Source organism: Tenacibaculum sp. 190130A14a (assembly GCF_964048965.1).
GTDB lineage: Bacteria > Bacteroidota > Bacteroidia > Flavobacteriales > Flavobacteriaceae > Polaribacter > Polaribacter polynesiense.
Genome location: NZ_OZ040189.1, coordinates 2830430 through 2845500, shown reverse-complemented (window position 1 = coordinate 2845500; position 15071 = coordinate 2830430). Strand labels below are relative to the sequence as shown.

The following is a 15071-nucleotide window of genomic DNA, read 5'->3' as shown; positions in this document are numbered from 1 at the left end:
GTTTTTGATATAATCATTACATTAGTCTTCTGTTAAATATTCATATGGAGAAAAACAAAAAACTTACGGTAGAAGACTTTGAAAATATAACTTCTAATATCGAGTTTAGGGAGCTTCTTGATCAGAAAGGGATTTCTACAGAGGCTGTAGATGTAAAGCTAAATTATGAGAATGAATTAAAAGAATTACAGATAGAGTTGGTGAAGCTTCAGCAATGGATAGCGAAAGAAAATAAACGGGTTGCGGTTATTTTTGAAGGAAGAGATGCTGCTGGAAAAGGAGGGAGTATACGAAGATTTATGGAGCATTTAAATCCGAGGTCAATGCGTTTAGTGGCGCTAAATAAACCAACAGAAGTAGAGAAGGGGCAGTGGTATTTCCAAAGGTATATCAAGGAGTTGCCAAATCCAGGAGAAATTGTGTTTTTTGATAGGAGTTGGTATAACAGGGCGGTAGTTGAACCAGTGATGGGGTTTTGTACCGAGAAACAATATAAAAAGTTTTTAGTGCAAGTTCCTGAGTTTGAACATATGTTGTATGAAGATGGTGTTGTTATTATAAAGTTTTGGTTGTCTATTTCTAAAGAAGAGCAATTAAGAAGATTTAATGCTCGTAATAAAAATCCTTTAAAAAGATGGAAGTTTAGTCCTGTAGATAGAAAAGGACAGGAGTTATGGGATAAGTATACTTTTTACAAGGATGAAATGTTTAGTAATACTCATACAACTTATAGTCCTTGGATAGTAGTGAAAACTAATGATAAGAAAGTAGCAAGAGTAGAGTGTATGCGATATGTCTTGTCTCAGTTTAATTACAAGGGAAAAGAAGAGGCAAGTACACTGTTAAACCCTGATCCAAATGTGGTAATGAGGTATTATAGGTCAGTAAGTCATTTAGATTAAGTATATGGAAAAGTTAACTCAAAAAGATGTAAATAAATTAAGTTCTACTAGAGGGATTAAAGCAATTTTATCACGAGAGCCATTTAATTTAGAGAGAGCACTTCGTTACGTAGACTATGAGCGAAAGCTTAAGAAGCTTCAATTGGAGTTGATTAAACTGCAAACGTGGGGTATTGAAAAAAATGAAAGGATTATTGTGATTTTTGAAGGAAGAGATGCTGCAGGAAAAGGAGGTGCTATTAGGAGAATTACAGAACGAATTAATCCACGTTTTATGAGGATTGTGGCTTTACCAAAACCCACCGAAGATGAGAAAACTCAATGGTATTTTCAACGTTATGTAGAGCAGTTTCCAAAAGCAGGTGAAATAGTTTTTTTTGATCGAAGTTGGTATAACAGAGCAGTGGTTGAACCAGTTAATGGGTTTTGTACACAGGAAGAGTATAAGGTTTTTATGAATCAGGTAAATGATTTTGAAAGGATGATTTTAGAATCTGGAATTCGATTGGTGAAAATTTATATGTCGATAACTAAAAAGGAACAGGCAAAAAGGTTTAAGGATATAAAAAATAATCCTTTAAAACAGTGGAAAATGACACCTGTTGATGAAAGAGCTCAAGAATTATGGGATGATTATACAGAGTATAAAAAAGCTATGTTCTCTAAAACGAATACCAAAGTATCTCCTTGGAGAGTAATTAGAGCAAATAGAAAAACAACAGCAAGAGTAAATGCTATTCAGCATATACTAAATAGCATTCCTTATGATAAAAACACCGAAGTTTAAATTAGTTTTGTTCTAAAAGAGTTTTAAATTCTTTAAAAATTATAAATACTTCAGCGGCTATTTGCTGGTTGGTTTTTAAATAAGTTTCTGAGGTTAAAGGGGTGTTGTCAGAAGTTTTAGGGTCAATAAATGGTAGATGAAAGCGTTCGATTGCATCAGGAATGAATGGACAATTTTCGTCTGCGCTATCACAAGTGGTAATTGCTATATACGGAAAATTGTTTTCAGAGTCATCGTAAACCTTAGAGTATCCAATAATCGATTTCTTTGTTTTGTTGAAAGTGATTAAGTATTTCGGGTTTTGATGTGAGAAGTCAATAACGTTAAACTCAAAACCAACTTCTTGTAAGGTTCTCACAGTGTTTCTGTGGAAAGCGGTTACTTCAGTTCCTCCTGAAAACGAAAAAATATTCTCTAATTCAAAATATTCAGTAGCAAGAAAGCTCCATACTTGTGCTATTTGACTTCGTCTTGAATTGTGCGTACAAATGAAGTTAATGTTAAGTTTGTTTCTGTCATCAAACGCGTGGAAAAACGTTTTAGCGATATTGTGTAAAAGGTTTATTCTGTCTGTTGAAATAAAAGTACCTTTTTTTGCTTCTTCAAAAAAAAGTATTGGATTCGTCGTTTTGGTCTGCATCATATAGCGTTTAGCTATTATTTGTTTTACTTTTGCAAAAGTAAAATCTTAAAGAGGTTTTTATAATTAAGCTAAGGTTAAGGATGTGTTTAGAAATTGGTAATAAAGTCTCAGTAATTGATGATGTTGTTAAGGGTATCGTAACAAAAATAGTGAAAGACAGAGTTTTTGTTAAAGATGAAGAGGGGATGGAGTTCTGTTTTTTTGCTTCTGAATTGGTTAAAGTTGAAGTTGATCAAAATGATTTAACAAAATTTTCAGATATTGATAATGCTCTTTTAAAAGAGAAAAAAGAAGAGAAGAGGAAGAAGAAGTCACTTTTTGTAAAGCAGAGAAATGAGGTCGTAATGGAGGTGGATTTACATATAGAGAAGTTGGTGAAATCCTATAGGGGAATGGATAATTATGATATTTTAACATTGCAAGTGAATACTGCAAAAGCGAAACTGGAATATTGCTTGAGAAATCGAATTTCAAAGATTGTTTTTATTCATGGGGTCGGTGAAGGGGTTTTGAAAACAGAGTTGAATTATTTGTTTAATAATTACCCGGTAAAGTATTATGATGCGTCTTATCAGAAATATGGTTTAGGGGCTACCGAGGTGTATATTTTTCAAAATAGTATTTAAAAGAATTTTACAAAATGAAGTCAATTTATTTAGATAATGCAGCAACTACACCGATGCTTCCTGAGGTAATGGAGGTTATGCAGCAGTCGATGAGGGATAATTTTGGGAATCCTTCTTCTACGCATCAATTTGGTAGAAAAGCAAAAGCTGCCATTGAAAGAGTTAGAAAAGAGATAGCGAAACAATTTAATGTATCGTCAAGTGAAATTATATTTACGGCTGGAGGGACTGAAGCTGATAATTTGATTCTAAAAAATGCAGTGGAGAATTTAGGGGTAGATACAATAATTACTTCTAAAATTGAGCATCATGCTGTGTTGCGTACGGTTGAGTTTCTAAAAGAGAAGTATCAGGTGAAAGTAGTTTTTGTTGATGTGGATGAGTTTGGAGGGGTGTTACTGGATGATTTAGAAAATAAATTGGAAAAGAGTGTTGGTAGTAAGGTGTTGGTAAGTTTGATGTGGGTGAATAATGAGATTGGGAATTTACTTGCGTTAAAAGAAGTTGTTGATTTATGTAAGAAACATAAAGCGTTTTTTCATTCTGATACAGTTCAAGGAGTTGGTCACTATCAATTAGATTTAAAAGAGATTCCAATTGATTTTATTACAGCTTCTGCTCATAAATTTCACGGACCAAAAGGAGTTGGTTTTGCATACTTTAAAAAGGGGTTTGGAATACAACCAATGATACATGGTGGTAATCAAGAGAAAGGAGTTAGGTCAAGTACGGAAAATGTGCATTCAATTTTAGGGATGGGTAAAGCGTTTCAGGTTGCTTATGATAATTTGAATGAAGATGTTGCTTATATAAAAGGTGTAAAAAAATATTTTAAGGAACAGTTAGAGGGGATTTCTGAAGAGATTAAGTTTAATGGTTTGTCTTCGTTGCTTGATAAGAGTACTTATACTGTTTTAAGTGTACGGTTTCCGATAGAGGATAAAATGTTGTTGTTTAATTTGGATTTACAAGGTATTGCTGTTTCAGGAGGAAGTGCTTGTCAAAGTGGTAGTAATAAAGGTTCTCATGTGTTGAGAGAGTTTTTAAATGAAGAGGAATCAAGAAAAACTTCTATCAGGTTTTCTTTTAGTAAATATACGACAAAAGATGAAGTTGATTATGTTGTGAATTTTTTAAAAAAATCAAAATTTCAATTTTAAACTGTTTTAAGGGTAGTTTTGTTGTTTGGTGTTGTAGTCGTATGTTTTTGTTTTTTTTCTACGTTAAATCATGTTTTAAATAACCGAGTATTATTTGTATTAATTATTGTTTTGTTTTTTGAAATAAATTTTGTTTATTTAATAAAAAAAATATTTTTTTTGTGACATCCCAATAAAAAAAGTGTCTAACTATTTGAAAAGTAGTTAGATTAATTATATTTGTAGTATAAAAAAATGGTTCCCCGAAACAGATGTTATGTTGCTTGTTGTCAAGTGATTAAATTTGTTTCGGGGGGTTTTTATATTCTCTGGTTTTATTAATGAATATATAAGTTTTATGAGAAACCAACCTCTTAAGTTGAGAAAAATGAAGGGAAAGCAAAGTTTTTTTCTTCTTGTTTTGTTTTTGTTTAATGTGCAAATTTTTGCACAAACCTATAATGTTGATGCAATTGATGGGCAAGTTATAACGGCTTGTTCAGGAATTTTTACCGATTCTGGTGGGCCGGGTATAGGTAATTCTTATACAAATAATGAGACCGATGCAGTTACGTTTACTTCTGGAAATAATGGGACTATAACACTAACCTTTACTAATTTTGATGTAGAGGATGGGGGAGCTGCTTGTGTTTTTGATTTTTTAATAATATATGACGGGGCTGATAATATGGCTCCTCAGATTGGAAGGTATTGTAATGCAAATATTCCAGGTACTATTGTGTCTACAGGGAATGCATTACATATTGAATGGGAGTCTGACAATTCGATTACAGGTTTAGGGTGGCAAGCCACTGTTTCTTGTAGTGGTGCGCCAGCAGACTGTAGTGTTTTTGTAGCTAATGTAGATGGGGATTCAGTGATTGATTATTGTGATTTAGATTCAGATAATGACGGTATTTTGGATGTTAATGAGTTAGGTACTTGTGCAACTAGCGGTTCTAGTTTAGCATGGAGTTCATTGTATTCGTTGGGAACTGGAGGAAGTAGTACGGGAGATGATCCTATATTAGTAAATAGTGCTCCTGTGGCTGATGGTGTTACTATCAATATTAGAAGGGAGTCTAATTTACTGATCGATGACCAAAGATTTAAAGTGAATAATTCATATTTTACAAGTGGTTATTCTTTAGTGCAAGGAGCTGAAATAGGAGGTAGTTCCACGCATATTTTTGAGTTCAGTGAGCCAGTATATAATTTAGCGTTTTCGTTGGCTGATGTTGATGCTGGTTCTAATAATACGGATTGGGAGGACTCAATTGAGTTGATAATAACGAAGCAAGATGGAACCTTACATACATTAACGGCTGCCGAGTTTACTTTAAATGGCCAAACTAATCCTTCGTCCAATACTTTTGTAGGTACAAACTTAACAAATAATCAGACAGTTGATATTGATGGTATTCAGGCATGGGTTAGGAAGGTAGAAGTGGTGTATAGTAACTTAACTACAAACCCTTCTTTAGGAGAGGTTCAGGCTTCAGCAATTGGTAATATGACCTTTTGTAAAGCTCGTAATACAGATGGAACCGATTCTCCTGATTTTTTAGATACAGATTCAGATAATGATGGGTGTCCTGACGCTGTAGAAGCTGCAGGAGATTTTTATCCTTCAGATTTAACTAGTGATAGATTGACAGGAACCGATGCGAATAACGACGGATTAATAGATTCTCTTGCTCCATCGGGCCAAGCGACAACAGCTGAAGTTACAAATAATGCTATTAGTACAGCTTGTACAATCGATTTAAAACTTACAAAAACCGTAAATGCGGCTATTCCAAAAGTAGGGGATAACGTGACTTACCTGTTAACTGTAGTAAACGACGGTAGGTCGAAAGCTACCGGTGTAAATGTAGTAGATGTTTTACCTTCATCGTCGTTAACATATGTGAGTAATAACCCTTCGCAGGGTAGTTATAATAATGTTTCAGGTGTTTGGACTATAGGAGATGTAGGTGTAGGAGAAACTAAAACGTTAGAAATAGTAGCAACTGTCGATCAGGCAGGAGCCATAATAAATACAGCGCAAATTTCACAAACAAATGAAACAGATATAGATTCAACTCCGAATAATGACGGTTAGAATAGTTAAAAAGACATTTTTTTGAGAAGTTTGTTAAAAAATGTTAATTTATTTAATTAAAAAATTTATTTTTGTGTTTAATGTACCAAGCTAGTGATTAGATTGGTAGAGTCCCCCCCATAAAACCAAAGATGTATTGTATAGTAGTATATGATTATATCTAAGTGTAACTTCTGGGGACTCAAATGTTTATCAAGAGATCTTATGAAGTATGTAAAAAGGAAGTGTGAAATTCACTTTAGTAGTATTGTAATATGTGCAGACTAAAAACAAATTTATGGGGAAAAACTACGTTAATTCATTTTTGAAGAACAACAGAATCAAAGTTGTTCTGATTTTACTTTTTGTTTTTTATATACAGCCTTTTTGTACTCAACTAGCATTAGGAAGTACATATAATTTAGGTATAGTTGAGTTACAACTAACCGAGTTTAATCCACGTAATATTAATAATGAAGAAAAAATATTATGGAATGTAAAGGTGGTAAATTCTTGTTTACCAATGTTAAAAGGAAAGCAACCTTTTAATGTTGTAAAACTTAATGTGACCGAAGATCTCCTATTGGGTCATATCTATAATAAGAACTTCTCAATGCCATTGGAAATTAATGTTGTTAGTGGAAAAAAGATTCTTAAGCTTAAAAATTTTAAAGATAAAAAAGAATTGGCTACAGATGTAGTTTGCAATTCGGAAGTACAAATAAATACGATTGATTTTTCGAAAGGTAATCAACTAAATATGGACTCACTACCAAATAACGGAAATTAACAGTTATGGGAAAAAAATACGACAACACAACTAAAAGTAGAGGCAGACAAAATATTTTAGGGATATTATGTATTCTATTTACTTTTGCATTTACTCCTCAAAAAGTATTTTCTCAAGGTATAGCAATAATTGCTAATGAAACTACTACAGACGCTTCACCTTCTTCTACCACAGATGATGGGGCTAATGTTGCAGGAAATATTATAACTTATCAAGTAACTGTAAGAAATATTGGGAATGTTGCATTATCCGGAGTTAATGTTACATTAAATGGAGGAACATCAGTGGTTTCTGGAGATAATTTGGCAGTAGGACAAGTAAAAACTTACTCGGTAAATTATACTATTACAGCAGGAGACATTAGTAATGGCTATTTTGATAATGAATTTAGTGTTGTTACTACAGAAATTACTACTCCTGTAGTATTTGATACTTACACTGGTTCAACAGCAAATAATAATATTGACCATGAAGATGATTTTGCGACAGCGACAATTCAAGCATTATTACCACCAGACATAACTATTACTCCTCCAAATGCCATATGTGAAGGAGATTCTTTTAATTTAGCTGGCTTAACTATTACAGATGCAAATAGTTCTGGAGCTTCATATACATACCACACAGGTACTCCTGCCACATCCGTAAATGAATTAACAGGAGCAGCTAGGACGGTTAGCCCTACGGTAACTACTACATATTATGTATTGGCAACAAGTTCTGATGGTTGTGTCCAGGAAGAATCAGTTGTTGTTACAGTAAATACACCTGTTACAGCCGGAAGTATCGGTAGTGACCAAACTGTTTGTCCTGGAGGAGCAGGAGACCCTGTAGCTTTTACAAGTATAACAGATGGAACAGGAGGTGGAACAATTAGCTATAGATGGGAATCAAGCACAGATGGAAGTGTTTGGACAGATTTGGGAGTTTCTACATCTACTTATGACTCCGGAGCATTATCTGTTACTACATTATTTAGAAGAACTACATTAGCATTACAAAATGGTGTTACTTGTGAGAGTTCACCAACAGGAACAATTACGGTAACGGTTGAAGATACAACTGATCCTGTAGTAACAGGAAGTATCACCGCTACCACGGTAGAGGGATGTGATGTAAGTGCAGCACCAGCAGCAGCTACAGATGTAGCTGGTATTATTGCATTAGGAGTAACTTCGATTAATGATGCTTGTGATACAAGTTTAACAGTAAGCAGTAGTGATTCAAGTACAGGTACTTGTCCGATTGTAATCACAAGAACCTATACTATTACTGATGATTCAGGTAATAGTGCAAATGTTGTTCACACAATTAATATTGATGATACAACAGCACCAAGTGTAACCGGAAGTATCACTGCTACTACGGTAGAGGGATGTGATGTAAGTGCAGCACCAGCTGCGGTAACTACCGTTGCAGCTTTAGAAGGTTTAGGCTTAACAATATCAGATACATGTACTACGGATGCTAACTTAACAGTAACTAGTAGTGATTCAAGTACAGGTACTTGTCCGATTGTAATCACAAGAACCTATACCATTACTGATGAGTGTGGAAATGCAGAGACAGCAACTCACACGATAAATATTGATGATACAACAGCACCAAGTGTAACCGGAAGTATCACTGCTACTACGGTAGAGGGATGTGATGTAAGTGCAGCACCAGCTGCCGTAACTACCGTTGCAGCTTTAGAAGGTTTAGGCTTAACAATATCAGATACATGTACTACGGATGCTAACTTAACAGTAACTAGTAGTGATTCAAGTACAGGTACTTGTCCGATTGTAATCACAAGAACCTATACCATTACTGATGAGTGTGGAAATGCAGAGACAGCAACTCACACAATAAATATTGATGATACAACAGCACCAAGTGTAACCGGAAGTATCACTGCTACTACGGTAGAGGGATGTGATGTAAGTGCAGCACCAGCTGCCGTAACTACCGTTGCCGCTTTAGAAGGTTTAGGCTTAACAATATCAGATACATGTACTACGGATGCTAACTTAACAGTAACTAGTAGTGATTCAAGTACAGGTACTTGTCCGATTGTAATCACAAGAACCTATACCATTACTGATGAGTGTGGAAATGCAGAGACAGCAACTCACACAATAAATATTGATGATACAACAGCACCAAGTGTAACCGGAAGTATCACTGCTACTACGGTAGAGGGATGTGATGTAAGTGCAGCACCAGCTGCCGTAACTACCGTTGCCGCTTTAGAAGGTTTAGGCTTAACAATATCAGATACATGTACTACGGATGCTAACTTAACAGTAACTAGTAGTGATTCAAGTACAGGTACTTGTCCGATTGTAATCACAAGAACCTATACCATTACTGATGAGTGTGGAAATGCAGAGACAGCAACTCACACAATAAATATTGATGATACAACAGCACCAAGTGTAACCGGAAGTATCACTGCTACTACGGTAGAGGGATGTGATGTAAGTGCAGCACCAGCTGCCGTAACTACCGTTGCAGCTTTAGAAGGTTTAGGCTTAACAATATCAGATACATGTACTACGGATGCTAACTTAACAGTAACAAGTAGTGATTCAAGTACAGGTACTTGTCCGATTGTAATCACAAGAACCTATACCATTACTGATGAGTGTGGAAATGCAGAGACAGCAACTCACACAATAAATATTGATGATACAACAGCACCAAGTGTAACCGGAAGTATCACTGCTACTACGGTAGAGGGATGTGATGTAAGTGCAGCACCAGCTGCCGTAACTACCGTTGCAGCTTTAGAAGGTTTAGGCTTAACAATATCAGATACATGTACTACGGATGCTAACTTAACAGTAACAAGTAGTGATTCAAGTACAGGTACTTGTCCGATTGTAATCACAAGAACCTATACCATTACTGATGAGTGTGGAAATGCAGAGACAGCAACTCACACAATAAATATTGATGATACAACAGCACCAAGTGTAACCGGAAGTATCACTGCTACTACGGTAGAGGGATGTGATGTAAGTGCAGCACCAGCTGCCGTAACTACCGTTGCCGCTTTAGAAGGTTTAGGCTTAACAATATCAGATACATGTACTACGGATGCTAACTTAACAGTAACAAGTAGTGATTCAAGTACAGGTACTTGTCCGATTGTAATCACAAGAACCTATACCATTACTGATGAGTGTGGAAATGCAGAGACAGCAACTCACACAATAAATATTGATGATACAACAGCACCAAGTGTAACCGGAAGTATCACTGCTACTACGGTAGAGGGATGTGATGTAAGTGCAGCACCAGCTGCCGTAACTACCGTTGCAGCTTTAGAAGGTTTAGGCTTAACAATATCAGATACATGTACTACGGATGCTAACTTAACAGTAACTAGTAGTGATTCAAGTACAGGTACTTGTCCGATTGTAATCACAAGAACCTATACTATTACTGATGAGTGTGGAAATGCAGAGACAGCAACTCACACAATAAATATTGATGATACAACAGCACCAAGTGTAACCGGAAGTATCACTGCTACTACGGTAGAGGGATGTGATGTAAGTGCAGCACCAGCTGCCGTAACTACCGTTGCAGCTTTAGAAGGTTTAGGCTTAACAATATCAGATACATGTACTACGGATGCTAACTTAACAGTAACAAGTAGTGATTCAAGTACAGGTACTTGTCCGATTGTAATCACAAGAACCTATACCATTACTGATGAGTGTGGAAATGCAGAGACAGCAACTCACACAATAAATATTGATGATACAACAGCACCAAGTGTAACCGGAAGTATCACTGCTACTACGGTAGAGGGATGTGATGTAAGTGCAGCACCAGCTGCCGTAACTACCGTTGCCGCTTTAGAAGGTTTAGGCTTAACAATATCAGATACATGTACTACGGATGCTAACTTAACAGTAACTAGTAGTGATTCAAGTACAGGTACTTGTCCGATTGTAATCACAAGAACCTATACTATTACTGATGAGTGTGGAAATGCAGAGACAGCAACTCACACGATAAATATTGATGATACAACAGCACCAAGTGTAACCGGAAGTATCACTGCTACTACGGTAGAGGGATGTGATGTAAGTGCAGCACCAGCTGCCGTAACTACCGTTGCAGCTTTAGAAGGTTTAGGCTTAACAATATCAGATACATGTACTACGGATGCTAACTTAACAGTAACTAGTAGTGATTCAAGTACAGGTACTTGTCCGATTGTAATCACAAGAACCTATACCATTACTGATGAGTGTGGAAATGCAGAGACAGCAACTCACACAATAAATATTGATGATACAACAGCACCAAGTGTAACCGGAAGTATCACTGCTACTACGGTAGAGGGATGTGATGTAAGTGCAGCACCAGCTGCCGTAACTACCGTTGCAGCTTTAGAAGGTTTAGGCTTAACAATATCAGATACATGTACTACGGATGCTAACTTAACAGTAACTAGTAGTGATTCAAGTACAGGTACTTGTCCGATTGTAATCACAAGAACCTATACCATTACTGATGAGTGTGGAAATGCAGAGACAGCAACTCACACAATAAATATTGATGATACAACAGCACCAAGTGTAACCGGAAGTATCACTGCTACTACGGTAGAGGGATGTGATGTAAGTGCAGCACCAGCTGCCGTAACTACCGTTGCCGCTTTAGAAGGTTTAGGCTTAACAATATCAGATACATGTACTACGGATGCTAACTTAACAGTAACAAGTAGTGATTCAAGTACAGGTACTTGTCCGATTGTAATCACAAGAACCTATACTATTACTGATGAGTGTGGAAATGCAGAGACGGCAACTCACACAATAAATATTGATGATACAACAGCACCAAGTGTAACCGGAAGTATCACTGCTACTACGGTAGAGGGATGTGATGTAAGTGCAGCACCAGCTGCCGTAACTACCGTTGCCGCTTTAGAAGGTTTAGGCTTAACAATATCAGATACATGTACTACGGATGCTAACTTAACAGTAACTAGTAGTGATTCAAGTACAGGTACTTGTCCGATTGTAATCACAAGAACCTATACCATTACTGATGAGTGTGGAAATGCAGAGACAGCAACTCACACAATAAATATTGATGATACAACAGCACCAAGTGTAACCGGAAGTATCACTGCTACTACGGTAGAGGGATGTGATGTAAGTGCAGCACCAGCTGCCGTAACTACCGTTGCAGCTTTAGAAGGTTTAGGCTTAACAATATCAGATACATGTACTACGGATGCTAACTTAACAGTAACAAGTAGTGATTCAAGTACAGGTACTTGTCCGATTGTAATCACAAGAACCTATACCATTACTGATGAGTGTGGAAATGCAGAGACAGCAACTCACACGATAAATATTGATGATACAACAGCACCAAGTGTAACCGGAAGTATCACTGCTACTACGGTAGAGGGATGTGATGTAAGTGCAGCACCAGCTGCCGTAACTACCGTTGCCGCTTTAGAAGGTTTAGGCTTAACAATATCAGATACATGTACTACGGATGCTAACTTAACAGTAACTAGTAGTGATTCAAGTACAGGTACTTGTCCGATTGTAATCACAAGAACCTATACCATTACTGATGAGTGTGGAAATGCAGAGACAGCAACTCACACAATAAATATTGATGATACAACAGCACCAAGTGTAACCGGAAGTATCACTGCTACTACGGTAGAGGGATGTGATGTAAGTGCAGCACCAGCTGCCGTAACTACCGTTGCCGCTTTAGAAGGTTTAGGCTTAACAATATCAGATACATGTACTACGGATGCTAACTTAACAGTAACAAGTAGTGATTCAAGTACAGGTACTTGTCCGATTGTAATCACAAGAACCTATACCATTACTGATGAGTGTGGAAATGCAGAGACAGCAACTCACACAATAAATATTGATGATACAACAGCACCAAGTGTAACCGGAAGTATCACTGCTACTACGGTAGAGGGATGTGATGTAAGTGCAGCACCAGCTGCCGTAACTACCGTTGCAGCTTTAGAAGGTTTAGGCTTAACAATATCAGATACATGTACTACGGATGCTAACTTAACAGTAACTAGTAGTGATTCAAGTACAGGTACTTGTCCGATTGTAATCACAAGAACCTATACTATTACTGATGAGTGTGGAAATGCAGAGACGGCAACTCACACAATAAATATTGATGATACAACAGCACCAAGTGTAACCGGAAGTATCACTGCTACTACGGTAGAGGGATGTGATGTAAGTGCAGCACCAGCTGCCGTAACTACCGTTGCCGCTTTAGAAGGTTTAGGCTTAACAATATCAGATACATGTACTACGGATGCTAACTTAACAGTAACTAGTAGTGATTCAAGTACAGGTACTTGTCCGATTGTAATCACAAGAACCTATACTATTACTGATGAGTGTGGAAATGCAGAGACAGCAACTCACACAATAAATATTGATGATACAACAGCACCAAGTGTAACCGGAAGTATCACTGCTACTACGGTAGAGGGATGTGATGTAAGTGCAGCACCAGCTGCCGTAACTACCGTTGCAGCTTTAGAAGGTTTAGGCTTAACAATATCAGATACATGTACTACGGATGCTAACTTAACAGTAACAAGTAGTGATTCAAGTACAGGTACTTGTCCGATTGTAATCACAAGAACCTATACCATTACTGATGAGTGTGGAAATGCAGAGACAGCAACTCACACAATAAATATTGATGATACAACAGCACCAAGTGTAACCGGAAGTATCACTGCTACTACGGTAGAGGGATGTGATGTAAGTGCAGCACCAGCTGCCGTAACTACCGTTGCCGCTTTAGAAGGTTTAGGCTTAACAATATCAGATACATGTACTACGGATGCTAACTTAACAGTAACTAGTAGTGATTCAAGTACAGGTACTTGTCCGATTGTAATCACAAGAACCTATACTATTACTGATGAGTGTGGAAATGCAGAGACAGCAACTCACACAATAAATATTGATGATACAACAGCACCAAGTGTAACCGGAAGTATCACTGCTACTACGGTAGAGGGATGTGATGTAAGTGCAGCACCAGCTGCCGTAACTACCGTTGCCGCTTTAGAAGGTTTAGGCTTAACAATATCAGATACATGTACTACGGATGCTAACTTAACAGTAACTAGTAGTGATTCAAGTACAGGTACTTGTCCGATTGTAATCACAAGAACCTATACTATTACTGATGAGTGTGGAAATGCAGAGACAGCAACTCACACGATAAATATTGATGATACAACAGCACCAAGTGTAACCGGAAGTATCACTGCTACTACGGTAGAGGGATGTGATGTAAGTGCAGCACCAGCTGCCGTAACTACCGTTGCAGCTTTAGAAGGTTTAGGCTTAACAATATCAGATACATGTACTACGGATGCTAACTTAACAGTAACTAGTAGTGATTCAAGTACAGGTACTTGTCCGATTGTAATCACAAGAACCTATACCATTACTGATGAGTGTGGAAATGCAGAGACAGCAACTCACACAATAAATATTGATGATACAACAGCACCAAGTGTAACCGGAAGTATCACTGCTACTACGGTAGAGGGATGTGATGTAAGTGCAGCACCAGCTGCCGTAACTACCGTTGCAGCTTTAGAAGGTTTAGGCTTAACAATATCAGATACATGTACTACGGATGCTAACTTAACAGTAACTAGTAGTGATTCAAGTACAGGTACTTGTCCGATTGTAATCACAAGAACCTATACCATTACTGATGAGTGTGGAAATGCAGAGACAGCAACTCACACAATAAATATTGATGATACAACAGCACCAAGTGTAACCGGAAGTATCACTGCTACTACGGTAGAGGGATGTGATGTAAGTGCAGCACCAGCTGCCGTAACTACCGTTGCCGCTTTAGAAGGTTTAGGCTTAACAATATCAGATACATGTACTACGGATGCTAACTTAACAGTAACTAGTAGTGATTCAAGTACAGGTACTTGTCCGATTGTAATCACAAGAACCTATACTATTACTGATGAGTGTGGAAATGCAGAGACGGCAACTCACACAATAAATATTGATGATACAACAGCACCAAGTGTAACCGGAAG

The 15071-nt window shown here is 37.1% G+C and carries 8 protein-coding genes (1 of these 8 cut by a window edge); 7 read left to right on the top strand and 1 reads right to left on the bottom strand.

What is annotated here, in order from left to right; translation table 11 throughout:
• Positions 1-44 precede the first annotated feature (44 nt).
• Entirely contained in the window at positions 45-902 is an 858-nt protein-coding gene (ppk2, locus tag ABNT22_RS13185) for a polyphosphate kinase 2 (RefSeq protein ID WP_348718618.1), read from the top strand.
• A gap of 4 nt (positions 903-906) precedes the next feature.
• On the top strand, positions 907-1689 hold the full coding sequence (ppk2, locus tag ABNT22_RS13180) for a polyphosphate kinase 2 (RefSeq protein ID WP_348718617.1): 783 nt from the start codon (positions 907-909) through the stop codon (positions 1687-1689).
• Position 1690: 1 nt separating this feature from the next.
• Here the strand turns inward: ppk2 (ABNT22_RS13180) and ABNT22_RS13175 are convergent, their stop codons facing one another.
• Positions 1691-2332: a hypothetical protein gene (locus ABNT22_RS13175; protein WP_348718616.1), complete on the bottom strand. Its 642-nt coding sequence runs from the start codon at positions 2330-2332 to the stop codon at positions 1691-1693.
• Between the two features lie 80 nt (positions 2333-2412).
• Here ABNT22_RS13175 and ABNT22_RS13170 point away from each other — a divergent pair, with 80 nt between their 5' ends.
• The 5 genes from ABNT22_RS13170 to ABNT22_RS13150 form a co-directional block, all read left to right on the top strand.
• Positions 2413-2958, top strand: a complete 546-nt coding sequence (locus ABNT22_RS13170; protein WP_348718615.1) for a DNA mismatch repair protein MutS — start codon at positions 2413-2415, stop codon at positions 2956-2958.
• 14 nt (positions 2959-2972) lie between these two features.
• Entirely contained in the window at positions 2973-4118 is a 1146-nt protein-coding gene (locus ABNT22_RS13165) for a cysteine desulfurase family protein (protein ID WP_348718614.1), read from the top strand.
• Positions 4119-4533: 415 nt separating this feature from the next.
• Positions 4534-6201 carry a CUB domain-containing protein gene (locus tag ABNT22_RS13160; RefSeq protein WP_348727114.1) on the top strand — a complete coding sequence of 556 codons (1668 nt, stop codon included), beginning with the start codon at positions 4534-4536 and terminating at the stop codon, positions 6199-6201.
• Between the two features lie 277 nt (positions 6202-6478).
• Positions 6479-6970: a hypothetical protein gene (locus ABNT22_RS13155; protein WP_348718611.1), complete on the top strand. Its 492-nt coding sequence runs from the start codon at positions 6479-6481 to the stop codon at positions 6968-6970.
• Positions 6971-6975: 5 nt separating this feature from the next.
• On the top strand, positions 6976-15071 hold the 5' end (the start) of the coding sequence (locus ABNT22_RS13150; RefSeq protein ID WP_348727112.1) for an Ig-like domain-containing protein. 22789 nt of this gene lie beyond the right edge of the window; only the first 8096 of its 30885 coding nucleotides appear in the window; its start codon is at positions 6976-6978; its stop codon lies beyond the right edge, outside the window.